Annotated in this window: 18 protein-coding genes, 1 tRNA gene and 1 pseudogene; 7 read left to right on the plus strand and 13 right to left on the minus strand. The window is 73.3% G+C overall.

Annotated elements, in window-relative coordinates:
• Positions 1-106: 106 nt before the first annotated feature.
• From lysA to ACIGG8_RS00295, 3 genes are all read right to left on the minus strand, one after another.
• Positions 107-1,498, minus strand: coding sequence for a diaminopimelate decarboxylase (gene lysA, locus ACIGG8_RS00285; RefSeq protein WP_396544342.1), 1,392 nt, complete (start codon positions 1,496-1,498; stop codon positions 107-109).
• 91 nt (positions 1,499-1,589) lie between these two features.
• On the minus strand, positions 1,590-3,251 hold the full coding sequence (argS, locus tag ACIGG8_RS00290; protein WP_350522933.1) for an arginine--tRNA ligase: 1,662 nt from the start codon (positions 3,249-3,251) through the stop codon (positions 1,590-1,592).
• A gap of 94 nt (positions 3,252-3,345) precedes the next feature.
• Positions 3,346-3,810, minus strand: a complete 465-nt coding sequence (locus ACIGG8_RS00295; RefSeq protein ID WP_396544721.1) for a response regulator — start codon at positions 3,808-3,810, stop codon at positions 3,346-3,348.
• Positions 3,811-4,002: 192 nt separating this feature from the next.
• Here ACIGG8_RS00295 and ACIGG8_RS00300 point away from each other — a divergent pair.
• A tRNA-Arg gene (locus tag ACIGG8_RS00300) sits at positions 4,003-4,074 on the plus strand.
• 134 nt (positions 4,075-4,208) lie between these two features.
• On the opposite strand, the gene ACIGG8_RS00305 is transcribed toward ACIGG8_RS00300, so the two are convergent.
• From ACIGG8_RS00305 to ACIGG8_RS00320, 4 genes are all read right to left on the minus strand, one after another.
• Positions 4,209-5,213, minus strand: coding sequence for a trypsin-like serine peptidase (locus tag ACIGG8_RS00305; protein WP_396544344.1), 1,005 nt, complete (start codon positions 5,211-5,213; stop codon positions 4,209-4,211).
• Positions 5,214-5,349: 136 nt separating this feature from the next.
• A complete protein-coding gene (locus ACIGG8_RS00310) occupies positions 5,350-6,270 on the minus strand; it encodes a carbohydrate kinase family protein (protein ID WP_396544723.1) in 921 nt (306 codons plus the stop codon).
• A 156-nt stretch (positions 6,271-6,426) separates the two neighbouring features.
• Positions 6,427-8,013, minus strand: a complete 1,587-nt coding sequence (locus tag ACIGG8_RS00315) for an MFS transporter (protein ID WP_396544725.1) — start codon at positions 8,011-8,013, stop codon at positions 6,427-6,429.
• A gap of 291 nt (positions 8,014-8,304) precedes the next feature.
• Entirely contained in the window at positions 8,305-10,011 is a 1,707-nt protein-coding gene (locus tag ACIGG8_RS00320; protein ID WP_396544346.1) for a DUF885 domain-containing protein, read from the minus strand.
• A 139-nt stretch (positions 10,012-10,150) separates the two neighbouring features.
• Between ACIGG8_RS00320 and ACIGG8_RS00325 the strand changes: the two genes are divergently transcribed.
• Complete coding sequence (locus ACIGG8_RS00325) at positions 10,151-10,909, plus strand: TetR/AcrR family transcriptional regulator (protein WP_396544348.1); 759 nt, start codon at positions 10,151-10,153, stop codon at positions 10,907-10,909.
• Between the two features lie 86 nt (positions 10,910-10,995).
• On the opposite strand, the gene ACIGG8_RS00330 is transcribed toward ACIGG8_RS00325, so the two are convergent.
• A complete protein-coding gene (locus tag ACIGG8_RS00330) occupies positions 10,996-11,847 on the minus strand; it encodes a fumarylacetoacetate hydrolase family protein (RefSeq protein ID WP_396544350.1) in 852 nt (283 codons plus the stop codon).
• A gap of 274 nt (positions 11,848-12,121) precedes the next feature.
• The gene (locus ACIGG8_RS00335) at positions 12,122-13,330 is read right to left on the minus strand and encodes a protein kinase (RefSeq protein ID WP_396544352.1); all 1,209 of its coding nucleotides are present in this window, start codon (positions 13,328-13,330) and stop codon (positions 12,122-12,124) included.
• 79 nt (positions 13,331-13,409) lie between these two features.
• Between ACIGG8_RS00335 and ACIGG8_RS00340 the strand changes: the two are divergent.
• Positions 13,410-13,610 (plus strand): annotated as a pseudogene (locus ACIGG8_RS00340) (adenylate cyclase); the annotation flags it as partial.
• Positions 13,611-13,632: 22 nt separating this feature from the next.
• On the opposite strand, the gene ACIGG8_RS00345 reads toward ACIGG8_RS00340, so the two are convergent.
• Entirely contained in the window at positions 13,633-15,567 is a 1,935-nt protein-coding gene (locus tag ACIGG8_RS00345; RefSeq protein WP_396544354.1) for a protein kinase, read from the minus strand.
• A gap of 240 nt (positions 15,568-15,807) precedes the next feature.
• On the opposite strand from ACIGG8_RS00345, the gene ACIGG8_RS00350 reads away from it, so the two are divergent.
• On the plus strand, positions 15,808-18,087 hold the full coding sequence (locus tag ACIGG8_RS00350; protein WP_396544356.1) for an FdhF/YdeP family oxidoreductase: 2,280 nt from the start codon (positions 15,808-15,810) through the stop codon (positions 18,085-18,087).
• A gap of 105 nt (positions 18,088-18,192) precedes the next feature.
• Here ACIGG8_RS00350 and ACIGG8_RS00355 read toward each other — a convergent pair whose 3' ends face one another.
• Entirely contained in the window at positions 18,193-19,737 is a 1,545-nt protein-coding gene (locus tag ACIGG8_RS00355) for an NlpC/P60 family protein (protein WP_396544358.1), read from the minus strand.
• Positions 19,738-20,069: 332 nt separating this feature from the next.
• On the opposite strand from ACIGG8_RS00355, the gene ACIGG8_RS00360 reads away from it, so the two are divergent.
• Together ACIGG8_RS00360 and ACIGG8_RS00365 are read left to right on the plus strand one after the other, a co-directional pair.
• Positions 20,070-21,245: an inorganic phosphate transporter gene (locus tag ACIGG8_RS00360; RefSeq protein ID WP_350522944.1), complete on the plus strand. Its 1,176-nt coding sequence runs from the start codon at positions 20,070-20,072 to the stop codon at positions 21,243-21,245.
• 26 nt (positions 21,246-21,271) lie between these two features.
• Positions 21,272-21,523 (plus strand): hypothetical protein, encoded by a 252-nt coding sequence (locus ACIGG8_RS00365; RefSeq protein ID WP_350522945.1) that lies wholly within the window; start codon positions 21,272-21,274, stop codon positions 21,521-21,523.
• A 147-nt stretch (positions 21,524-21,670) separates the two neighbouring features.
• On the opposite strand, the gene ACIGG8_RS00370 is transcribed toward ACIGG8_RS00365, so the two are convergent.
• Together ACIGG8_RS00370 and ACIGG8_RS00375 are read right to left on the minus strand one after the other, a co-directional pair.
• Positions 21,671-23,224: an MDR family MFS transporter gene (locus tag ACIGG8_RS00370; RefSeq protein WP_396544361.1), complete on the minus strand. Its 1,554-nt coding sequence runs from the start codon at positions 23,222-23,224 to the stop codon at positions 21,671-21,673.
• Between the two features lie 202 nt (positions 23,225-23,426).
• Entirely contained in the window at positions 23,427-23,876 is a 450-nt protein-coding gene (locus ACIGG8_RS00375) for a MarR family winged helix-turn-helix transcriptional regulator (RefSeq protein ID WP_396544363.1), read from the minus strand.
• Positions 23,877-24,001: 125 nt separating this feature from the next.
• On the opposite strand from ACIGG8_RS00375, the gene ACIGG8_RS00380 reads away from it, so the two are divergent.
• Entirely contained in the window at positions 24,002-25,048 is a 1,047-nt protein-coding gene (locus ACIGG8_RS00380) for an ABC transporter permease (protein WP_396544364.1), read from the plus strand.
• Positions 25,049-25,107: the final 59 nt, after the last annotated feature.

Genomic DNA, 25,107 nt, shown 5'->3' on the forward strand with positions numbered 1-25,107 from the left:
TATTTCCGGCGGTTTTCCGGCGCCGCCGGGAACTTCGGTCCGTACCAGTCTCCGGGACTTTCCGTACGGATCTACGGTCGTTCCATGATCTGAGACAAGGATTTCGTCATCCGATATCCAGACGCAGGAGATCTTCCTCCGTCTCGCGCCGGACGATCACCCGCGCCGCACCGCCCTTGACGGCCACCACCGGAGGCCTGAGGGCGTGGTTGTAGTTGCTCGCCATCGAGCGGCAGTAGGCGCCGGTGGCGGGCACCGCGATCAGGTCGCCCGCGGCCAGGTCGGACGGGAGGAAGGCGTCCCGCACGACGATGTCGCCGGACTCGCAGTGCTTGCCGACCACCCTGACCAGCATCGGCTCGGCGTCGCTGGTGCGCGACACCAGGGCCACCGAGTACTCGGCGTCGTACAGCGCGGTGCGGATGTTGTCGGACATCCCGCCGTCCACGCTGACGTAGGTGCGCAGGCCCGGCAGCTCCTTGACGGTGCCGACCTCGTACAGCGTGAACGCCGTCGGGCCGACGATCGCCCGGCCCGGCTCCACGCACAGCCGCGGGGCGTTCAGGTTCGCGGCGGCGCACTCGCGGCGGACGATGTCGGCCAGCGCGGCCGCGATCTCGGCCGGCTCGCGCGGGTCGTCCTCACTGGTGTACGCGATGCCGAGGCCGCCGCCGAGGTCGATCTCGGGCAGCTCGACGCCGTGCTCGTCGCGGATCTGCGCCAGCAGGCCGACCACCCGGCGGGCGGCGACCTCGAAGCCCGCCGTGTCGAAGATCTGCGAGCCGATGTGCGAGTGGATGCCGCGCAGCTCCAGGCTGTCGTGGCCGAGCACCCGGCGCACCGCCTCGGCGGCGGCTCCCCCGGTCAGCGACAGGCCGAACTTCTGGTCCTCGTGCGCCGTGGCGATGAACTCGTGGGTGTGCGCCTCGACGCCGACGGTGATCCGGATCAGCACCTGCTGGCGCACGCCCTGGCGGGCCGCGATCGCGGCGAGCCGCTCGATCTCCTCGTACGAGTCGACCACGATGTGACCGACGCCGGTCTTCACCGCGTGTTCGAGCTCGTCCACCGACTTGTTGTTGCCGTGCAGCGCGATCCGCGCCGGCGGCATCCCGGCAGCCAGCGCCACCGCCAACTCGCCCGCGCTGCACACGTCGAGGTTGAGGCCCTCCTCGTGCAGCCAGCGCACGACGGCCTTGGAGAGGAACGCCTTGCCGGCGTAGTAGACGTCCGCGTCGGTGCCGAAGGCGTCCCGCCAGGCGCGCGCCCGGGAGCGGAAGTCCTCCTCGTCCAGCAGGTACGCCGGGGTGCCGAACTCGGCCGCCAGCTGCTTGACGTCGATCCCGCCGACGGTGGCCACGCCCTCGGCGTCGCGGGTGACGGTGCGCGACCAGACCTTCGGGTCGAGCGCGTTGAGGTCGGCGGGCGGGGCCTGGTAGTGGCCCTCGGGCAGGACGTCTCCGTGACGGGGGCCTGCCGGGTGTGCGGAGCGACTCATGCTGGTTCGTCCTTCGAGAGACCTATGGCGAGGGGCGGCGACGGTCCCCGTTGACCGTCAGCCGCCCCCGCTCTGCGCTTGGGGGTGGTGCCTACATCCGCTCGGGCGCCGTCACGCCCAGGAGCGTGAGGCCGTTGGCCATGACCGTGCGCGTGGCCTCGACCAGCCAGAGCCGGGCCCGGTGCGTGTCGTTGAGCTCCTCGTCGCCCTTGGGCAGGAACATGCAGTTCTCGTACAGGCGGTGGTACTTGCCCGCGAGGTCCTCCAGGTAGCGCGCGACCCGGTGCGGCTCGCGCAGCTCGCCGGCCGTGGCGAGGATGCGCGGGAACTCGCCGAGGGCGCCGAGGATGTCGCTCTCCCACTCGGTCGCGAGCAGCTCGGGTTTGAACTGCTCGGCCGTGCCCTTGTCCACGCCCAGCTCGGCGGCCTTGCGCGCCACGCCGCACATCCGGGTGTGGGCGTACTGGACGTAGTAGACCGGGTTCTCGTTGGTCTGGCTGGTGAGGACGTTGATGTCCAGCGTGATCGTCGAGTCCGTGGAGGAGCGCGCCAGGGTGTAGCGGGCGGCGTCGACGCCGATCCACTCGACCACGTCGTCGATCGTGATGATGTTGCCCGCACGCTTGGACATGCGGACCTCTTCGCCGTCGCGAAGCATCTTCACGAACTGGCCGATCTTCACCTCGATGTTGTGGTTCATGTCGTCGCCCGCGCAGGCCGAGATGGCCTTGAGGCGGTTGACGTAGCCGTGGTGGTCGGCGCCCAGCATGTAGAGCGCGACCTCGGCGCCGCGGTCCCGCTTGGACAGGTAGTACGCGGCGTCGGCGGCGAAGTAGGTCTTGTCGCCGTCGGCCTTGATCAGGACGCGGTCCTTGTCGTCGCCGAAGTCGGTGGTGCGCAGGAAGACCGCACCGTCCTGCTCGAAGACGTGGCCCTGCTCGCGCAGCCGCTCGATGGCCTTCTCGACGGCGCCCGAGTCGTGCAGCGTCTTCTCCGAGAACCACACGTCGAAGTGGGTGCCGAACTCGTCCATCGAGCGCTTGATCTCGGCCACCATGAGCTTGAGGCCCTCGGTGCGGAAGACCTCCAGCTGCTCGGCCTCGGACAGGTCGAGCACGCCCGGGATCGCGTCGGTCAGCGCCTTGGCGATGTCGACGATGTACTCGCCGACGTACCCGCCCTCGGGCACCTCGCGGCCGTTCGCGGCGGCCTGCAGCGAGGCGGCGAACTTGGTGATCTGCACACCGGCGTCGTTGAGGTAGTACTCGGTGGTGACGTCGGCGCCGGAGGCCCGCAGCACGCGCGCCATCGAGTCGCCGACGGCGGCCCAGCGGACGCCGCCGATGTGGATCGGGCCGGTCGGGTTGGCGGAGACGAACTCCAGGTTGATCTTCAGGCCGTTCAGGGCGTCGTTGCGGCCGTAGGCCTCGCCGGCCTCGACGACGGTGCGGGCGAGCGCGCCGGCGGTGGCGGTGTCCAGGGTGATGTTCAGGAAGCCCGGACCGGCGATGTCGACCGCGGAGACGCCGGTGATCCCTCGCAGGCGCTCGGCCAGGACCTCGGCAACGGCTCGCGGCGGCTTGCCGGCCGCCTTGGCGAGCTGGAGGGCCACGTTGGTCGCGTAGTCGCCGTGGTCCCTGTTCTTGGGCCGCTCGACCGTCACGTGCTCGGGCACGGCGACGGCCAGCTCGCCCGCCTCGACGGCGGTGCTCACTGCGGCCTGGATTGCCTGGGAAAGGTCTGCGGGGGTCACGACGCCAAGCGTAGGCGAGACGGGGTACCCGCCCGCCACTCGGTTTACCGGTTGAGACGCCCGGAGGCGCCGACGCGCCGTCCGCCGCGGGGTCTCAGCCGCGATCGGTCCGCTCCGTTCGCTCAGGGCGAAACTCGCCGGACCGTGCGCCGAACCGCCCGTCGGACCGGGCGTCGAGCGCGCCGCCGTCCGCGCCGAGCAGCATCAGACGGCGGACCATGGCCACCAGGTCGGCCGGGTCGAAGGGCTTGCCGAGGTAGCCGTCCACGCCGGCCGCCTCCCCCAGGTCCAGGTCCGCCGGGGTGCAGGCGCTCACGATCGCGATCGGCAGTCGACTGGTGTCCGGTGTCGCGCGCAACCGGGCCGCCGTCCGCAGGCCGTCCAGCCGCGGCATCATCACGTCCAGCGTCACCACGTCCGGCTTCACCCGGCGGACGACCTCCAGGCATTCGGCGCCGTCGGCGGCGGTCACCACCTCGAAGCCCTCAAGCTCCAGGTTGACCCTGATCAGCTGGCGGATCACCTCGCTGTCGTCCACCACGAGGACCCGCCCGGACACTCCCGACACCTCACCGAGGGTATCCGCGGCCCCGGCGCCCCGTCCGGCCTTTGGGCACTTCCGCTCCCCCGGCCGCCCGGCCGCCGCCCCGCCCACCGCCCCGACGATCTTCCGGAAACCCGTGCACGGACCACGGCCCCGGCCTGGTAGTGTTCTCCACGTCGGAAGCGCGAGCGTCCGACAGGCCAGCAGGCCCCCGTAGCTCAGGGGATAGAGCACCGCCCTCCGGAGGCGGGTGCGTAGGTTCGAATCCTACCGGGGGCACTTCGCAGGAAGTGCAACAGAGGCCCAGATCAGTGGAGTTGATCCACGGATCTGGGCCTTCGTCATGTCCGGGCCGCGCGGCTCCGGGCTCTGCCGCTCCGGCCCGACCGGGTGGTGCGGGCGGGCCGGAGCGGTCAGGACTCGGCGGACTCGACCTGGCTGTAGAGCGTCGCGATGGTGTGGTCGAAGTAGGCGCTGTAGGAGACGTCGTCGGTGTCGCCGCCCTGCTGGTAGCCGCCGATGGCGCCGACCACGTCGCCCGTGGCGGTGTTGATCCAGGGGCCGCCGCTGGTGCCCGCCGGGTAGGACGGGCAGTCGATGACCCGCTCGTAGGTGCTCTTCCGGTCGGTCGTGTTGGTGCACAGCTCGGGCGTCTCGGAATCGGCGGGGTAGCCGTAGAGGCGGACGGTCGAGCCGAAGGGCTCGTCGGTGCCCAGGCGGTTGCCGCCGACCACGTCCTCGACCTTGCGGCCGTTGCTCGGGGCGGTCTCCAGGATCGCGAAGTCCTCGTCCACGTCGCCCTTCTGGGACCAGCCGGTGGTGGTGTGGACCGCGGTGACCCGCCAGGTGCCGTACGGGGCGGAGCCGTCGCGGTAGCCGGGGGCGAAGGTGACGCCGTCGGTGCTGTCGAGGCAGTGCGCGGCGGTCAGCAGCAGGTTCCCGGTGGCGCTGTGCAGCACGCTGGCGGTGCAGAAGTGGTTGCCGGCCTCCACCGAGCCGCTGAACAGCGCGCCGACGGTGGCGGTTTCGCGGATGTCGGCGGAGGCGGCGGCGGTCTTCCCGAGGACGGCGCCGCGGGTGTCGGGGGTGGCGGCCGAGGCGGCCGTCGGGCTGTCGCCGGGGGTGGGGGTGGCGGTGGCCGCGGGCGGGTCGGCCGGGATCGCGGTGTCCGTCGGGGTCGGGGTGTCGGTCGGCGTGGGGGCGGCGACCGGGGCGGGCAGCGCGTCCGCGGTGGTGGTCGGGGTGGGCACGACGACGGCGCGGGTGCTGCGCGCGGCCTTCCCGGCGGCCGTGGCGTCGGACAGGTCGAGGCCGTGCGTCCCGGCGACGACGGCGGCCACCACGACCGCGGACAGCGCGGTGAACAGGGAGGGAGCCAGCAGGCGGCGGCGTGACCTCGGGCGGCGGTGCTGACCCATGCCTGACTCTCCTGCCGGGTTCGGTGGCGGTGTTCGGTCAACGACTATGACGCCTCCGACTGGAATGGTCGTTATCGGTGCCTTGGAGGTCGATGAGAAATCCGTCACTCGGGCGCCGACGGCCGCCGGCCCCGGGTCATCCGCCGCTCAGCACCGCGTCGAGCCCGGCCGCGTCGACGAAGGCGGTGTGCGTCCCGGCGGAGGTGCAGGCGAAGGCGCCGGCCGCCGAGCCGGCCCGGGCGCAGTCCAGCGGCGGGCGGCCCCGGAACCAGCCGTACAGGAAGCCGGTGACGAAGGCGTCGCCGGCGCCGTTGGTGTCCACCACCGGGCGGCCCGGGTCGACGGCCGGCAGGTGGCGGAGCACGCCGTCCTCCCGGGTGAGCAGGTGGCAGCCGTCGGCGCCGGCGGTGGCGACGACCACCCGCGCGCGGCCCTCGGCGAGGATCGCGCGCATCACCTCCTCGTACCGGCCGCGGCAGCCCGCCACCGAGAGGAAGACCAGGTCGGAGCCGAGCGCGTAGTCGCGGTGGTGCGGGTCGGCGCCGTCCCAGTCGTGCAGGTCGGTGGAGGTGGTGCGGCCGAGCCGGTGCAGGTCGCCGTACATGTCCCGGTTGACGCCGGTGATGGAGAGGTGGACGTGCCGGCTGCGCTCGGCGTACGGCAGGTAGAAGTCGCGCGGAAGTCGCAGGTCGGCCGGGTGGCGGCCGTCGTAGAAGGAGAACCGGCGGCCCGCGGCGTCGACCAGGTTGACCCCGCGCGGGGTGCCGTGCGGGCTCACCAGGTGCGCGAAGTGCAGGCCGTGGCGCTCGTAGGCGGCCCGGATCAGGGCGCCCTGCGGGTCGTCGCCGAGGAAGTCCAGGAAGGCGGTGCGCAGGCCGAGGTGGTGGGCGCCGAGGGCGACGCCGTTGCCGGTGTGGCCGACGTAGTCGTGCACCGGGCCGACGAACTGCGAGTCGCCGGGCGGGATCTCCAGCCGCTCGACCCGGACGACGGTGTCCACGCCGGCGCCGCCGACGACGAGCAGGTCGAACTCGGGTCGCGCGGGTCCGGACGGCACCGGCTCGGGAGCCGTGGTCGCGGACGGCACGGGCGCGGACGGCGAGGTCTCGGACGGCGTGGTCTCGGGCAGCACGGCGGCGCCTCCTTGATCCCTGGACGGTGGCCAGGAGTCAAGCAGGCGCCGGAGGTTGACTGCAAGACCTTGCTGCAAACGTCAATCGGCCGGTGGGCGCTCCACCCCCGCTTCGGAGCGGACCTCGCCGCCCGCCCGGACGTTGGCCCGGACGTCCGCCATGGCGGCCTCCCGGGGGCTCGGCCGGCCGTCCACGGCCCGCACGGCGGAGACCGCCGTGGCACCCGCTCCCGTGCCGGCCTCGACGGCGCCGGTCCCGACGGCACCCGCCTCGACGGCAGCGCCCTCGACGGCGGTGGCCTCACCGGGCGCCGGCCGGTGGTCGATCATCAGGAAGGCGACCAGCGCGGCCAGCAACAGGATGCCCATCGCCACCCAGGTCGCGACCACGTACCCGTGCACCGCGCCCTGGGCCTGCACCGCCGGGTCGGAGGCGATCCGGGTGGCCAGGAAGGTCGCGGTGGCACTGGCCGCGATGGTGTTCAGCAGTGCCGTGCCGAAGGAACCGCCCACCTGCTGGGCCGAGTTGATGGTGGCCGAGGCCGCGCCGGCCTCGTTCGGGGCGACCCCGAGGGTGGCCAGGCTCATCGACGGCATGAACACCAGGCCCATGCCGAAGCCCAGCAGCAGCTCGGCGGGCAGCACCATGCCGGCCCACGGGCTGTCCACGTGCATCTGGGTCAGCCAGGCCATGCCGCCACCGGCGAGCAGCAGTCCCGGCGCGATCAGGTTCCGGGACGGCACCCTGGTCATCAGCCGGGCCGCGATCCCGGTCGAACTGATCACGATGGCGGCCGTCATGGGCAGGAAGGAGAGGCCGGACACGATCGGCGAGAAGTGCTTGATGGCCTGCAGGTAGTAGGTCAGGAACAGGAACAGGCCGAACATGCCGACCATGGCCAGGCCGACCGACAGGGCGCCGCCACCGCGGTTGCGGTCGGCGATGATGTGCGTCGGCAGCAGGGCGTGCGGGGTGCGCTTCTCGACCAGGACGAACACCGCGAGCAGGGCCACGCCCAGGAACAGCGATCCCAGCACCAGCGCGTCGCCCCAGCCCCGGGTGACGGCCTCGGAGGTGCCGAAGACGATCGCCAGCAGGCCGCCGCAGCCGAGCAGCGCCCCGGGCAGGTCCAGCTTGACCCGGTGCCCCTTGGCGACGTGGTCGCGCTGGAGCACGGAGAACGCGGCGAAGGCGGTGGCGATGGCGATCGGGGTGTTGACGAACAGGCACCAGCGCCAGTTCAGGTACTCGGTCAGCAGGCCACCGGCGATGAAGCCGATCGCGGCGCCGCCGCCGGCGATCGCACCGAAGATGCCGAAGGCCGTACTGCGTTCCTTCGGGTCGGAGAAGGTGGTGGAGAGCAGCCCCAGCGCGGAGGGGGCGAGCAGGGCGCCGAACGCGCCCTGGAGGGCACGGGCGCCGAAGAGCATGGACGGGTCGGCCGCCGCGCCGCCGAGCGCGGAGGCGAGGGCGAAGCCCAGCAGACCGATGGTGAAGACGCGCTTGCGCCCGAAGAGGTCGCCCAGCCGTCCGCCGAGCAGCAGCAGACCGCCGAAGGCCAGCGTGTAGGCGGTGATCACCCACTGCCGGTCGGCGTCGGATATGCCCAGGTCCCGCTGGGCGGACGGCAGTGCGATGTTCACGATGGTGATGTCGAGGACGATCATGAGCTGGGCGACGGCGATGACGGCCAGCGCCCACCAGCGCCGACTGTCCGCGTTCTCATGACCGATGGCAGGTTGCTCAGTCACGGTCGAGCCTTCCGGAGTGTGGCGGAGAGGTCACGCAGTCGCCTTCCAGCCAATACCCGGGTCCGACGGAATGGCAAGGAAAAACCTCACCAAATCAGACTTTTGGGACAAAAGAACCAGGAGTCTGGGACTTCGGGACGAGCCCCCGGGACCCCGGTCCGGTACGGCTCCCGCACCCGTGCGCGCGGGAGCCGTACCGGCGGCCGGCTAGAGCGCCGACAGCTCGTCGACCAGGTCGTCCAGCCCCAGCGAGCCCTGCGACAGCGCCGCCATGTGCCAGGCCTTGAGGTCGAACTCCTCGCCGCGCGCCTCGTGCGCCGCCTTCGCCGCCGCCCGGCCGCGCAGCCAGGCGCGCTCGCCCAGCTTGTAGCCGATCGCCTGGCCGGGCATGCCCAGGTAGCGGACCAGCTCGCTGTCCAGGAAGTCGTCGGACAGGCCGCAGTACTGCCCGAAGAACTCGCGGGCGTGCTCCGGGCTCACCGGCTCGCCCGGCTTGTACGGGGAGTCGGCCGGGAAGTCCAGGCCCGCGTGCATGCCGATGTCGACGATGACCCGCAGCGCCCGCATCATCTGCGCGTTGAGGTAGCCGAGGCGCTGGCCCGGGTCGGTGAGGTAGCCGAGCTCGTCCATCAGGCGCTCGGCGTACAGCGCCCAGCCCTCCAGGTTGGCGCTGACCCCGCCGAGGCTCACCTGGTAGGTGGAGAGCCGGTCGGCGACGTAGTTCCACTGCGCGAGCTGCAGGTGGTGGCCCGGGACGCCCTCGTGGTACCAGATCGACACCAGGTCCCAGAGCGGGAAGCGCTCCCGGCCGAGCAGCGGCAGCCAGGTCCGCCCGGGCCGGATGAAGTCCAGCGACGGCGGGGTGTAGTACGGCGCGGCGGCGCTGCCGGCCGGGGCGATCTTCGACTCGACCCGGGTGACCGGCTCGGCCAGGTCGAAGTGGGTGCCCTGGAGGTCCCGGATCGCCTGGTCCATCAGGCCCTGCAGGTGCTCCCGGATGCCCTCGGCGCCCTCGACGGCCGGGCCGTCGGTGCCCAGCCAGGTCATCGCCGCCATCGGGTCGGCGCCCGGGAGGACCTTCTCGGCCTCGACGCGCATCTGCGCCAGCAGGTCGTGGAACTCGGTCCAGGCCCAGGCGTAGGCCTCGTCCAGGTCGAGGTCGGCGCCGGCCCAGTAGCGGACCCACCGGCGGTAGCGCTCGCGGCCCACCGCGTCCGGGGTGCCGGCCGCGGCCGGGCCGTAGACGTCGCGCAGCCAGTCGCGCAGCGCGGCCAGGCCCTCGGTGGCGGCCACCGCGTGCTCGGACAGCTCGGCGCGCAGGCCCTCCGGCGCGTCCTGGACGAACTGGCCGAACCAGCCCCCGGCAACTTCCCCGTCCAGCCACTCGCCGATCTGCCCGACCACCGTCTCCACCTGCCGCGGACCGGCGAGCAGGCCTCGCTCGACGCCCTCGGCCAGGGTCTGCCGGTACTGCTCCAGCGCGACCGGGACCTTCGCCAGCCGGCGGCCGACCACCTGCCACTCGGCCTCGGTGCCGGTGGCCATCAGGGTGAAGGACTCCCGCAGTTCGTGCACCGGGGAGGCCAGGTTGCGCACCGCGCGGAAGTTCTCGCCCGCCTCGTGGACCGCGAGTTCGGCGGTCAGCCGCTCGCGCAGCAGCCGGGCGCAGCGGCGCTCGGCCTCGTCCCCGGCGGCACCGGCCCGCTCGGCGTCGCCGAGCTGCGCCAGGGTGCGGCGGGCGAGGTCGGCGATCGCCTCGCGGCCGGCCGGGGAGAGGTCGGGCAGTCGGTCGTCCTCGGGGTTGAGGCCGAGGTAGACCGCGGTCAGCGGATCGAGTTCGGCCAGGGCACGGACGTACCCGTCCGCGATGCGGCGCGGGGTGGTGCCGTCGGCGGTGATCAGTTCTTCAACCATCCGGACATCATTTCGTGGCGCGGCCCGTTTGCAACCCCTTTGCCACCGGCTTCCATCGGCCCGGATGCGAGGACGACCCGCGGAAATCCGTTCGGCGGGACAGGATCCGATCGGTCCGACGCCCATTACGCTGACCGCCATGGAAGCCCGCCCCACCTCGGCATCCGACCAGGTGCCCGCCCCGGCCGTACCCCCGACGCGCCCCCGACGCACCGGCTACCGGCGGCTGCCGGTCCAACAGCGGCGCGAGCAGTTGATCTCGGTCGCCCTGGAGCTGTTCGCCTCCCGACCACCCGAGGAGGTGAGCCTGGACGACGTCGCCGAGGCCGCCGAGGCCTCCCGCCCGCTGGTCTACCGCTACTTCGCGGGCGGCAAGCAGCAGTTGTACGAGGCCGCGCTGCGCACCGCGGCCGACGAGCTGGCCAGCCGCTTCGCCGTCCCGCTGACCGGCACGCCGTCCGAGCAGCTGGCGGCCGTGCTGGACGGCTACTTCGCCTTCGTCGCCGAGCACGACGCCGGCTACTCGGCGCTGCTGCGCGGCGGTTCGGTGGTGGAGACGGCCCGCACCTCGGCGATCGTGGACGACGTCCGGCGGGCCGCCCTGCGGCGCACGCTGCGCCACCTCGGCGTGCGGGAGGCCGGACCGCGGCTGACGCTGCTGGTGCGCTCGTGGATCGCGGTGGTCGAGGGCGCGTCGCTGACCTGGCTGGACGAGGGGCGCACGCTGCCGGTGGCGGAGCTGCGCGACTGGCTGGTGGACCAGTTCACCGCGATGGCGGCGGCGACCGCGCTGCACGACCCGCAGACGGCGGAGGTGCTGGCGGGGCTGCTCGCGCTGGAGGGCCCGCAGGCGCCGCGGGCCGCGCGGCTGCGGGAGGTCCTGGACGACCGGCGCTGACGCTCCCGACCCCCGTGCCCGGGGTCGGGGCCGTCCGACGCGACCGGGCCCGGCCGTCCTCGGCAGGGACCGGGCGGCCGCCCGCGTCAGGCCTTGCCCAGCACCTGACGCTGGCGGCCGAGGCCGTCGATCTCGATCTCGACGACGTCGCCCGGGGCGAGGAACGGCGTGCCCGGGCGGCCCAGGGTGACCCCGGCCGGGGTGCCGGTGATGACGACGTCCCCGGGCTCCAGCACCATGAACCGGCTCGCGTAGCGGACCAGTTCGAGCACCGGGAAGATCATCTCGGCGGTGCTGCCGTGCTGCCGCTGCTCGCCGTTGACCCAGAGCCGCAGCGCCAGGCCCTGCGGGTCCGCGACCTCGTCGGCGGTGACCAGCCAGGGCCCGAGCGGGGTGAAGGTCTCCGCCGACTTGCCCTTGTCCCACTGGCCGCCGCGCTCGAACTGGAAGGCCCGCTCGGTGACGTCGTTGGCGATCGTGTAGCCGGCGATCACCTCGGCGGCCTCGGCGTGCGAGTCCAGGTAGCGGGCGGTACGGCCGATCACCACGGCCAGCTCGGCCTCGTAGTCGGTCTTCTCGCCGCCGCGCGGCACCAGCACCTCGTCGCACGGGCCGACCACCGTGGAGCTCGGCTTGAGGAAGATCACCGGCTCGTCCGGGATCGCGGCCCCGGCCTCGGCCGCGTGGTCGCGGTAGTTGAGCCCGATCCCGACGACCTTGCCCGGGCGGGCCACCGGCGCGCCCACGCGCTGCCCGGCCAGGTCCACCACCGGCAGGACGCCGGCGGCCACGTCCCGGGCCAGCGCGGCCGGGTCCAGCCCGGCCAGGAAGGCCCCGTCGAGGTCGCGGGCCCGCCCGGAGAGGTCGTACGCGGTGCCGTCCTCGCCCAGGACGACCGGGCGTTCGGCGCCCGGGGGTCCGACGCGCAGGAGCTTCATCGATCCGTCACCAGCCTTTCGTCGCAGCTCACGGGGCGGTTCGGACACCGCACCCGAGTCCGGCAACGAGGTATACCAACGCGCCGGGGCGGCGGACCAGACCGTCCCGATGGGCGAAATCCTCCCGGTTCCGGTCGCGGCCCGGGGCCCGGATCGGGTGGCCGCACGGTTGACATCGGGGCCCGGGTCGGCAGCGCCTTTGCCTTCGCCCTCGCCACCACCTCCGCCACAGCCGCCACCGCCTCCGCCACCGCCCGACCGGGCCGGGGGCGCCTCAGCCGGCCCGGGCGCCGCCGAGCAGCTCCTCCAGGCTCAGCGCGCGCGGCCGGCCCGGGCCGAGCCGGGCGACCTCCCGCTGCCAGTGCGCGAGGTCCCGCCGGGCGTCGGCCCAGGCCTCCGGGGCGGCGCCCGGCGCCCGGGTCAGCTCGGTCAGCAGGGCGACCGCCGCACCCGGGCTGCCGTCCCGGGCGAGCCAGAGGGCCAGGTCGTGGCAGGTACGCAGGGTGCGCGGATCGCTCGGGCCGCAGATCCGGGCGAAGTCGGGGACGAGCTCGGTGAGGATCTCCACCGCCTCGGCCGGCTCGCCCGCCGTGCCGTACTGCCAGGCGCGGTCGGCCCGCTTGCGCAGCTGGTCCGGGCTGGGGTCGCCCGGGCCCAGCATCCCGGGGCGGACGGCGCGCAGCCGCTCCAGGACCTCGGCGGCGCTGGACGGCCGGTCCGCGGGCCGCTTGGCGAGCAGCTCGGCGACCAGGTCGGCCAGCGCCGGGTCCTTGCTGCGCACCCGCGGCGGGACCTCCTCCAGGTGCTTGTACATGTACTCGGTGGGCTGCGCGGCACGGAAGGGCCGCTCGCCGGTGCAGACCTGGTACAGCATGACGCCGAGCGCGTAGAGGTCGGCCCGGCCGTCCACCGGGCCGCCGGACCAGCACTCGGGCGCGAGGTACGGGACGGTGCCGATCACGTTGCCGGTGGAGGTGAGCCGGACGGTCTGGGTGACCAGCCGGGCGATGCCGAAGTCCAGGACCTTGGCCCGCTCCCCGTCCCGCACGATCATCACGTTCTCGGGCTTGATGTCCCGGTGCACGACGTCCGAGCGGTGCGAGGCGTCCAGCGCCTTGCAGACGTGCCGCATCCAGCGCAGCGCCTTCGCGTGGTCCGGCAGGCCGTCCTTGAGCACGTCGGACAGCGCCTCGCCGAGGACCAGCTCCATCACCAGGTAGGGGATCCGCCCGGAGCCGGCCGCCGTCCAGCCGTAGTCGTACACGGTGACGATGTGCGGGTTGTTGAGGCCGCCGGCCGTCCTGGCCTCGCTGACGAACCGGCTGACCGCCTCCTGGTCGGTGGCGTGTTCGGCGAGCAGCACCTTGACCGCGACCTGCCGGTCGATGGTCGTGTCGGTCGCGCGCCAGACCACGCCGAAGCCGCCCCGGCCCAGCCGCTCCTCCAGCCGGAAGCGACCGCCGAGCACCTCGTCCTTCTCCATGCCCTCCCCCAACTCGACCGCGCCCGCCCGGGGTTCACGTCGGAGGGTCACCATAGCGGCGGGCGGGGACGAACGGGTGAACGGCCGGCTGCTCGACCCGGCCCTGGGCGGCGCCCCGCACCCGCGCCGCACCGCGCTCGGCCCGCACACCAGCCTGCGCGCGGCCGCCGCCTTCGCCCGCCCGCGCACCGACGCCCCGGGTTTCCGGCAGAACGACGCGGCCGCCCGGGCGCTGCTGCGGGCGCCGGCCGCGCTCCCGGCCGCGGCGCTGGCGGCCTGAGCACGCGGCCTGAGCACGGTGCCTACGGCCCGAAGATCTCCTCCACCAGGTCCTCGTCCGAGACGTGGTCCGGGGCCTGGAACACCACGTCCGCGACGCCCTTCAGGCCGATCCCGCGGTCCAGCGCGGCCATGCAGGCCCGGGCCTCCTCGTCGGTGGCGAAGTCCCAGACCCGGAGCCGGCGCACCAGCACCAGCGCCTCCATCGGGCTCATCCTCGGTGCCCGGCGCCGGTGCGAGCCGCCCGCGCCGCGGCGGCCCGACTGGGCGAGCCGCTGCTGGTAGCCGGCCAGGTCCTGCCAGGCCTGGACGGTGCTCGGGTGGTGCTCGCCCAGCACCCGGGCGAGGTCCGGCAGCAGGCCGTGCAGTTCGAGCACGGCGCCCTGCAGGTCGTCCCGGTTGGCCCGGTGCACCGCGAGGTCGTGCCGGGCCTTCAGGACGCGGGTGTCCTGCGGGCCCCAGACGGCGTGCAGGTCGGGCAGCAGCTCGCACAGCAGCCGGATCGCGGTGACCGCCGCGCCGCTCTCGCCGATGCACCAGACCAGGTGGTACCGGGCGCCGAGGGTGTCCGGGTCGTGCGGGCCGAGCGCCGAGCGCATGTCGTCGACGACGCTCGTCAGCAGTCGGATCGCGCCGTCCAGGTCCCCGGTGCGGCTGAGGTACCAGGTGAAGTCCCGCCAGGTGCAGAGGGTGTCGCGGTCGCTCGCGCCGAGCGCGGCCACGCATTCCTGGGCGACCGCCTGCAACTGGATCGCCGACTCCCCGGCCGTCGCCGCCCGGTACGCGGCGGACCGCCGCTCGCGCAGCGCGGCCCGTACGGCGTCCGGCGGCGACGCGGCGAGCACCGGCGGCGTGGTCAGCGGCGACAGCACCGACGGGGGCGCGCCCGGCACGGCGGGCGGAGCGGCCGGCGGGGCCACGGGGGCCACCGGGGGCGCGGCCGGCGGCGCGACCGGGGGCGCAGGAAGCGGGGGCACGACGGGCGGGGGCACCGCAGGCGGCGCGGGAGGCGCGGGAGGCACCACCGGTCCGACCGGCGCCACCGCGTCGACCGGCGCGACGGCCTCGGCCGGGGCCCGGTCCACCACCGTCGGCACCGCCGCCACCGACCCGGCCCCGGCGACCGGCGCCGCGGCCAGCTCGGCCAACCGCCGCTCGACCGTCCGGGCGTCGGCCGGACGGTCCGCCGGGTCCTTCGCCAGCAGCTCCGCGACCAGCCCGGCCACCTGCGGCGGCAGCCCGAACTGCGCCGGATCCAGCGCCGGGGGCGCCTCGTTGAGGTGCTGGTACATCAGCACCGGCGTCGAGTCCCCGCCGAACGGCCTTGCCCCGGTGAAGAGTTCGACCAGCACGCAGCCGAGCGCGTACAGGTCGGCCCGGCCGTCCACCCGGCCGCCGGTCCACCGCTCGGGCGCCATGTACGCCGGGCTGCCGACGATCGTCCCGGTGGTAGTCAGCCCGCCCGCGCCGGTGTCCAGCTGGGCGATGCCGAAGTCCAGCACCTTCAGGTGCCCGGCATCGGTGATCATCACGTTGTCCGGCTTGATGTCCCGGTGCACCATGCCCGCGTCGTGCGCCGCCGCCAGCGCGCCGCTGATCTGCCGCCCCCAGCGCAGGCCGAGCGCGGGCTCGGGCAGCCCCTCGCGCAGCACCTCGGTCAGGGTGCGGCCGGCGAGCAGCTCCATCACCAGGAAGGTGACCTCCCGGTCACCGACCTCGCACTGGCCGAGGTCGTGGACGGTGACGATATGCGGGTGCGACAGGTTGCCGGCCGCGCAGGCCTCCCGCACGAACCGCAGCGCCGCCTTCGCCTGGTCGCCACCGTGGTGCCCGATGACCTTGACCGCCACCGGCCGCCGCATCCGGGCGTCCTGGGCCCGCCACACCACTCCGAAACCGCCCTGGCCGAGCTTCTCCACCAGCTCGTACCGGCCGTCCAGGACGTCACCGACTCGCACGCGCCCCTCCCCCATCCGCCATGACGCACAGGACTCTACCGACGCCGTCCACCGCCCCGGCCCGTGGCCTCCCGCCGCTCCCCGCCGCCGTCCGCCCGACCACCGCACCGGTGCCCCGGCCCGCACCGGAACCCGCCCCTCCGAGGCCCCTCCCCCCGCCCGCGGCCAGGTGCGAGGATGGGCACCGGGCCCCGCGACGGCGCGGACGGCCCGCACCGGCAGAACCCGAGGAGCCCAGTCATGGCCAAGCAGGCCCCGCAGAGCGACCCGGCGCAGGACGCACCCGAGGTGTCCGCGCCCCAGCACGCGGCCGCCGGGCTGCCCGCCGTCGGCCACAGCCTGCGGATGGCCGCCGAGCAGATGGGCCCCCTGCGCACCCTCGCCACCCTGCGCAAGGTCAACCAGCCGGACGGCTTCGACTGCCCGGGCTGCGCCTGGCCCGAGCCGGACAAGACGCACACCGCCGAGTTCTGCGAGAACGGCGCCAAGGCCGTCGCCGAGGAGGCCACCGAGCGCCGGATCCGGGCCGAGTTCTTCGCCGCCCACCCGGTCGCCGACCTCGCCGAGCGCTCCGGCTACTGGCTCGGCCAGCAGGGCCGGCTCACCCAGCCGATGCTGCTCGACGAGGGCGCCACCCACTACACCCCGGTCTCCTGGGACGACGCCTTCGCGCTGATCGCCGAGGAGCTGCGCGCCCTGGACACCCCGGACGGCGCCGCCTTCTACACTTCCGGCCGCACCAGCAACGAGGCCGCCTTCGCCTACCAGCTGTTCGCCCGCCGGCTCGGCACCAACAACCTGCCGGACTGCTCCAACATGTGCCACGAGTCCTCCGGCTCGGCCCTCACCGAGACGCTCGGCGTCGGCAAGGGCAGCGTCAGCCTCAAGGACCTCTACCAGGCCGATCTGATCATCGTGGCGGGCCAGAACCCGGGCACCAACCACCCCCGGATGCTCTCCGCCCTGGAGCGCGCCAAGCGGGCCGGCGCCACCATCGTCAGCGTCAACCCGCTGCCCGAGGCCGGCCTGGAGCGGTTCAAGAACCCGCAGCACGCCCGCGGGCTGGTCGGCCACGGCACCAAGCTGACCGACCTCTTCCTGCAGATCCGCCTCGGCGGCGACCTCGCGCTGTTCCGCGCGCTCAACCGGATCGTCCTGGAGGCGGACGGTGTCGACCGCGCCTTCGTCGCCGAACACTGCCACGGCTTCGAGGAGTTCGAGGCCCAGGCCCGGAAGACCGACCGGGACGAGGTGCTCGCCGCCACCGGCCTGCCCTGGGAGCAGATCGAGGAGCTCGGCCGCCTGGTGCTGGGCTCGAAGAAGATCATCGTCTGCTGGGCGATGGGCCTCACCCAGCACAAGCACGCCGTCCCCACCATCCGCGAGGTGGTCAACTTCCTGCTGCTGCGCGGCAACGTCGGCCGCCCCGGCGCCGGGGTCTGCCCGGTGCGCGGGCACAGCAACGTCCAGGGCGACCGGACGATGGGCATCTTCGAGCGCCCGAGCAAGGCCTTCCTCGACGCACTGGAGAACGAGTTCGGCTTCGAGCCGCCGCGCGAGCACGGCCTCGACTCGGTGGACACCATCCGCGCGATGCGCGACGGCAAGGTCAAGGTCTTCTTCGCGATGGGCGGCAACTTCGTCGCGGCCACCCCGGACACCGAGGTCACCGAGGCCGCGATGCGCCGCTGCCGGCTGACCGTCCACGTCTCCACCAAGCTCAACCGCTCGCACGTGGTCACCGGCGCCCGCGCCCTGATCCTGCCCACCCTCGGCCGCACCGACCGGGACGTCACCGGCTCCGGCGCCCAGTTCGTCAGCGTCGAGGACTCGATGGGCCAGGTCCACGCCTCGCGCGGCGGCCTGCGCCCGCCGGCGCCCGGCCTGCTCTCCGAGACCGCGATCGTCTGCCGCCTCGCGCGCACCGTCCTCGGCCCGCGGGACACCGTGCCGTGGGAGGACTTCGCCACCGACTACGACACCCTGCGCGACCGGATCGCCCGCGTCGTCCCGGGCTTCGCGGACTACAACGAGAAGGTCCGTCGCCCCGGCGGCTTCACCCTCCCGCACGGCCCCCGCGACTCCCGCACCTTCCCCACCGCGACCGGCCGGGCCAACTTCACCGTCAACCCGATGACCGCCCCCGAGGTGCCGCCGGGCCGGCTGCTCCTGCAGACGCTGCGCTCCCACGACCAGTACAACACCACGATCTACGGCCTCGACGACCGCTACCGCGGCATCAAGGGCGGCCGCCGCGTGGTGCTGGTCAACCCCGCCGACGCCGCCGACCTGGGCCTCACCGACGGCGGGTACGTCGACCTGGTCAGCGAGTGGAAGGACGGCGTCGAGCGCCGCGCCCCGCACTTCCGCGTCGTCCACTACCCCGTCGCCCGTGGCGGAGCGGCGGCCTACTACCCCGAGACCAACGTCCTGGTGCCGCTGGACTCGACCGCCGACATCAGCAACACCCCGACCTCCAAGGCCGTGGTGATCCGCTTCGCCGCCGACACCGGCGAGTGACCCCTGGGGGCCGCGCGCTCCCGCCCGGCCCCGCCCCGCTCCGCGAACGCGAAGGCCGCCCGACGTCCGAGGACGTGGGGCGGCCTTTCTCGTCGGGCCCGAGGGTCAGTGGGTCGGCGTGCCCGGCGGCAGCGTCGCCGTGGCCGAGCCCGTCCGGCTCGGGGTGCCGGCCGGGGTCCCCGTCGGGGTGCCCGTGCCGGTGGGGGCGGGCGTGGTCGGGGTGCCGGTCGGCGTACCGGGACCGGTCGGGGTCTGGGTCGGTGCCGGCGTGCCGGTGCCCGACGGCGTCCCCGGGTCGGTCGGGGTGCCGGTCCCGCCCGGCGTGGTCGGCGGCTCGGTCGGGGTGGTCGGCGTGGTCGGCGCGGTCGGCGTGCCGGTGGGCTGGCCCGGGGTGACCGGCGGAGTCGTCGGGCCGCCGGTGGCCGGCGGCGTCGGCTTGGTCGGGCTCGGCGCGATCGGCGTCACGGAGTCCCAGTCGGCCGGCAGGTCGGGCACCTTCCAGGCACCGCCCGCGTCGTCGGCCCCGGCGGACGGGTCCGGCCGGACGGCCCCGAGGATCGGCATCGATCCGATCGGCGACACCTTGATGAACGCCCCCGGTCGCGGGGCCTGCACGATCAGCCCGCCGCCGATGTACATCCCGACGTGCGAGGCGTCCTGGAAGTAGATGACCAGGTCACCGGGCCGCAGCTGGTTCAGCGCCACGTGCGGCAGCTGCGCCCACTGCTCCTGGCTGGTGCGTGGGATCGCCTTGCCGGCGTGCAGCCAGGCCTGCGAGGTGAGCCCGGAGCAGTCGTAGGAGTCCGGTCCGGTGCCGCCCCACAGGTACGGCTTGCCGACCTGCGCCAGCGCGAAGGCCACGGCCCCGCGCCCCTGCTGCGAGGGCGTGCGCTCGCCCTTGCCGAGCGCTCCGGAGGCGAGGAACGCGAGCTGCGCCTCGTCCGCCTTCGCCTTCTCCAGCTGCTCCAGCTCGGCCCGCTGCGCGCCCGTCAGCGAGGAGACCACCTGCTCGACCGAGGTGAGGTCGGCGGCCACCTTGGCCTTGGCGGCCTCCTGCTGGGCGACCAGCCCCTGGGAGGTCTTCAGGGCCTCCTCGTTCTGCTTCTTCAGCCCGTCGAGCGCGTCCCGGTCGCTCTTCAGCCGGTCCAGGAACTCCGACTGCGAGCGGCTGGCCGAAGCGAGCAGCTCGGCGATGACGACCGCCTCGTACGGGTCCTTGGAGAGCAGCAGTTCGGCGTACGCGGAGGCGGCGCCGTTGCGGTACTGCGCGGCGGCGAGCTGCGCGGCTATGTCGGTGCCGGTGTCGACCTGCTTCTGCTGGCGCTCCAGCCTGCCCTGCAGGTCGGTGAGGGAGGCCTGCTGCTCGGCGATCTTGGCCACCGTGCCGTTGTACTGCTCGGTGGCGGCCTCGGCGCTCTGGTAGAGCGTGTGCAGCTGGTCGAGCAGCGGCCCGAGGGTGGCCTTGGCGGCGGCGAGCGGGTCGGAGCCGGTGACGACCGTGCCGGCTCCCGGGTCGGGCGCCGCCCAGGCGGCGCCGGCGGCGACCGGCAGGGCGAGTGCGGCGGCCGCGAGGACGGCTCCGCAGCGCAGGGCCGCCCGTACCCAGGGGCGCACTCCTGACGTCTCCGCTCGCTGTGCAGCCCCGCCCATGGGTTGGTCCTCCCCGCCCGTGCCCTGTCCCGGTCTCCCGGATCCCGCAGATCCTCCCACGGGTTACTCGCCGGAAACAGGGCGCACGCGGACTGGGAGGTTAATTCTCGATTGGTCTGTGAGACAGCTCTCACCAAACCGGAATGAACCGGGGCGATCTTCGCTAATGTCCAGTTCAGCACGCCCCAGGTCACCCTAACGAAAGCTCAAAGTCACCCCGAGGCAACCATCGGAACCACGATTCGGGGCCCAGTTCACCTTCCGTTTACCCAGCCGACCTACGGTCGCGACGTCATCAACGTCCGTGCGACAACTACGACGATTGTTTGGGTATGGAACACATCTCGTTCCTGGTGGCCGTTGTGATCATCACGGCGCTCGCCTTCGACTTCACCAACGGGTTCCACGACACCGCCAACGCGGCCGCCACCGCGATCGCGACCGGAGCCCTCCGCCCGAAGGTCGCGGTCACCATCGCGGCCGTCCTCAACTTCGCGGGCGCGTTCCTGTCCGTGAAGGTCGCCACCACCATCTCCGGCGGCATCGTCAACGAGAAGGCCGGGATCCACCCCGAGATCATCTTCGCCGCACTGGCCGGAGCGATCCTCTGGAACCTGCTGACCTGGCTGCGCGGCCTGCCGTCCAGCTCCTCGCACGCACTGTACGGCGGCCTGATCGGCGCCACGATCGTCGGCGTCGGCATGAACGGCGTCAACTTCGACACCGTCGTCACCAAGATCATCATCCCGGCGGTGGCCTCCCCGCTCGTCGCCGGCCTGGCCTCCTGGGGCGCCACGAAGCTGGCCTACGCGATCACCCGCAAGGGCGACCACGCGGCCACCGAGAAGGGCTTCAAGACCGGCCAGATCTTCTCGTCCTCGCTGATCTCGCTCGCGCACGGCACCAACGACGCCCAGAAGACGATGGGCATCATCACCCTGACCCTGGTCTCGGTCGGCGCCCTGCCGCACGGCGCGCTGCCCCCCACCTGGGTGATCGTCTCCGCGGGTGCCGCGATCGCGCTCGGCACCTACATGGGCGGCTGGCGGATCATCCGCTCGATGGGCAAGGGCCTGGCCGACATCCGGCCGCCGCAGGGCTTCGCCTCCGAGTCGGCCGCCGCGACCGTCATCCTGACCTCCTCGCACATGGGCTTCGGCCTCTCCACCACCCAGGTCTGCTCCGGCGGCATCATGGGTGCCGGCCTCGGCGGCCCGAAGGGCGAGCTGCGCTGGAGCCTGGTCCGCCGCATGGTCTACACCTGGGGCCTGACCCTCCCGGCCGCCGCCGTGGTCTCCGGCGGCGCGGCCCTGCTGGCCGAGCAGGGCACCTGGGGCATCGTCCTGGTCGGCGCCGCGCTGGTGGCCGGTTCGGGCGCGATGTGGCTGATCTCCCGCCGCCAGCCGGTCGGCGCGGACAACGTCAACGACGTCACCCCGGTCGAGGTCGCACCGACCGCGGCCACCTCGAACGTCCCCACCCCCGCCTCGACCACGGTCGCGGCCTGAGCGCCGCCGGCTGAGGAGCACTCACCATGCACATCAAGTGGAACGCCCTGGCCCAGACCGCCGGCTTCAGCTTCGGCATCACCGTCGCCGTCGTCGCCGTCTTCGCGCTCGGCATCCTGGCGCTGTCCCGCCGCGAGGCCGCGCTGAGCGCCGCCCGCGAGGGCGGCAGCGCCCCGGCTTCCGGCGGCGGCAAGCTGGCCCTGGCCGGCGCGTACGCCTGCTTCGCGGTCTGCGCCGCGGCCGTCGGCTACGGCCTGTCGCTGATCGCCGGTCACTAGCGACCGGCGGGGGCCGACGCGAAGGGGCCGGGGAGTGCGCACTGCACTCCCCGGCCCCTTCGCGTATCCCGACGTCCGGCCGGTCCTCCCGGCGGTCCGGTCCTCCCGGCCGATCGGCTCTCCCGGCCGATCAGCCCTCCTGGGCGGTCAGTTCTCCTGCGTGGTCTTCAGCGCCGTCTCCCGGATGAACAGCACGGTGACGAAGGCCAGCGCCGCGGAGGGCGCGGCCCACAGGAAGACGGTGCCGACGCCGTGGCCGAAGGCGTCCGTCACCAGCGGGACGATCGGGGCGGGCAGCCTGTGCAGGTCCGGGATGCCGCCGCCGGCCGCCGCGTGCCCGGCCGGGACGTGCGCGGCGGCCAGGTCCTCCGCCAGGTAGTGGCCGACCTTGTTCGTCATCAGCGCGCCGAGCGCGGAGACGCCCATCGCGCCGCCCATGGTGCGGAAGAAGGTGACCACCGAGCTGGCCGCGCCGAGCTCGTGCCGGGGCACCGTGTTCTGCACCGCGAGCACCAGGTTCTGGCTGGTCAGGCCGAGGCCGATGCCGGTGATCGCCATGTAGAGGGAGAGCAGCCCGTAGTCCGTGTCGGCCCGGGCGGTGCCGAGCAGGGCGAAGCCGACCGCGAGCAGCGCGGTGCCGGCGACGAGGTAGGCCTTCCACTTGCCGTACTTGGTGATCAGCCGGCCGGCGACGGCCGAGGAGACGGCCAGGCCGAGGATCATCGGCAGGGTCATCAGGCCGGCCGTGGTCGGGGACTTGGCGCGGGCCAGCTGGAAGTACTGGCTGAGGAAGGTGGTCGCGCCGTACATCCCGACGCCGACCAGCACGCTGGCGAGGGCGGCCAGGGTGACGGTGCGGTACCTGAAGAGGTCCGGCGGGATGATCGGCTCGGCGGCGCGGCGCTCGACCACGACGGCCAGCGCGCCCAGCACCAGGCCGCCGCCGACCATGGCCGCGGTCTGCCAGGACAGCCACGCGTAGTTCTTGCCGGCCAGCGTGATCCAGATCATCAGCAGGCTGACCGCGGCGGTGATGACCAGCGCGCCCAGGTAGTCGATCTTCGCCTTGCGCTTGACCACCGGCAGCTTGAGGGTCCGCTGGACGACCACGATCGCGGCCAGCGCGAACGGGATGCCGACGTAGAAGCACCAGCGCCAGCCCAGCCAGGAGGTGTCCACGATGACGCCGCCGATCAGCGGGCCGCCGATGGTGGCCAGCGCGAAGACCGCGCCGAAGTAGCCGCTGTACCGGCCGCGCTCGCGCGGCGGGACCATCGCGGCCAGGCAGATCTGGCCCAGTGCGACGACACCGCCGGCGCCGATGCCCTGCAGCGCGCGGCAGGCGATCAGCTCACCGGTGTTCTGCGAGAGGCCGGCCAGGGCGGAGGTCGCGATGTAGATCAGCAGGGCGATCTGCAGCAGCAGCTTCTTGCTGGCGAGGTCGGAGAGCTTGCCCCAGATCGGGGTGGAGGCGGTGAGGGTGAGCAGGGCCGCGGTGATCACCCAGGTGTAGGCGGACTGGCCGCCGTGCAGGTCGGCCAGGATGTGCGGCAGGGCGTTGGAGACGACGGTCGAGGAGAGCACGGCCACGAAGAGGCCGAGCAGCAGGCCGGAGAGCGCCTCCATCACCTGCCGGTGGGTCATCTGTCGGTCGTCGACGGCGGCGGCACTGCCGCTCACCGCCTCGGTGGTCACGGTCATCTGGGTCCTTCGGCGCAGGCGTGCGGGATACGCGCATCATGAAAGTTCGTTGCCTTAAGCAACCATAAGAGGAGATGGTTGAATTAGGCAACTTTCTTCAAGGGCAGGTAAAGGCCGGCACCACGGGCCCCGGTCACACCTGCCCGCGGGCCCCGGTCACACCCGTGCACGGCTCCCGGTCACACCCGTGCGCTGACCCCGGTCACTCGGCCGACGGCTCCCCCAGGACGTCGTTGAAGCGGCGCAGCAGATCCGCGAAGCGGACCACGTCGTCCGGCGACCAGCCGCCCATCACCTCGCGCACCCGCCGCATCCGGACGTCCCGGGCGGCCACGTAGCGCCGCCGCCCGTCCTCGGTCAGCGACACCAGCGCGGCCCGGCGGTCCAGCGGGTCGGCCTCCCGGGCCACCAGCCCGAGCTCCTCCAGGGCCCGGATCTGTCGGCTCACCGTCGCCTTGCCCACCGCGAAGTGCACGCCGACGTCGGTCACCCGGACCCGCCCGGCCTGCTCGATGTAGCCGAGCATGCTGTACGCCATGCCCTCCAGTCCGGGGTGCACCCGGCGTGAGAGTTCCGCCACTCTGGCCCGGCCCCGCCGGAACATCAGCGCGACCTCGCGCTCCACCGCCACCAGGGCTTCCTCGTCGCTCACCGCGTCAGTATCGCCCAGTGGCGCCGGCCCGCCCCACGCGCGGGAGGTGCCACGAGCCAACTACTTCATGGTATGAAGTATCGGCTCTGAAGATCCGTTTTCCGCCGTTACGCAAGGAGATGTCGATGGCAGCCCCTGGGCAGGGTTTCGTCGCCGAACTGAAGAGCGCGGTCACACCGCGCGCGGCACTGCTCGTGATCGGAGTGCTGCTCCTCCAGCTCGGCTTCATCACCTCCTACATCGGGGCGCTGCACAAGCCCGCCCCGCACGACCTCTCCATCGCGGTGGTCGCCCCGCCGCAGGTCACGCCCAAGCTGGTCGGCGCACTGGAGGCGGTCCCGAACGACGCCGTCAAGGCCGTCACCGCGCCGGACGCCGAGACCGCGACCGCGCAGATCAAGGACCAGAAGATCTACGCCGCGTGGGTCGTGAACCCGACCGGCACCGAGGACACCCTGCTGGTCGGCGGCGCCCGCGGCCCGTCCGCCGCCAAGGCCGCCGAGAGCATCACCACCGCGATCGACCAGACCCAGGGCCGTACGGTCAAGGTCCAGGACGTCGTGCCGCTCGCCAAGGGCGACACCAACGGCCTGTCCTCCTTCTACCTGGTGATCGGCTGGTGCGTCGGCGGCTACCTGGTCGCCTCGATCCTCGGCATCAGCGCGGGCTCCAAGCCGGCCAACGCCCACCGCCTGCTGATCCGCCTGGGCGTCCTGGCGCTCTACTCGGTCGCGGCCGGCATCGGCGGCACGATCATCGCCGGACCGGTGCTGGACGCCCTGCCCGGCTCGATCCTCGCCCTGTCCGCCGTCGGCGCCCTGGTGGTCTTCTCGGTCGGCGCGTTCACCATGGCGCTGCAGTGCCTGTTCGGGATCATCGGCATCGGCATCGCGGTGCTGGTCTTCGTCGTCCTGGGCAACCCGAGCGCGGGCGGGGTCTACCCGGCGCCGATGATGCCGCCGTTCTGGCGGGCCATCGGTTCGGTGATCCCGAACGGCGCCGGCACCAGCGTCACCAAGTCGATCGCCTACTTCGACTCGACCAACCTGGGGATGCCGATCCTGGTCCTGGTGATCTGGGCCCTGGTCGGCATCGGCATCGCCTTCCTGGCCGTCCTGCGCGGCCCCCGTGCCGAGCAGCCCGAGCGCGAGCCCGTCAGCGTCGAGGCCTGATCCTCCCCGCTCCCCGGCAGCACCGAGCCCCCGGCCCCACCAGCCGGGGGCTCGGCCCG

Origin of the sequence: Kitasatospora sp. NPDC085464, assembly GCF_044541955.1 — a bacterium.
Taxonomy (GTDB): Bacteria; Actinomycetota; Actinomycetes; order Streptomycetales; family Streptomycetaceae; genus Kitasatospora.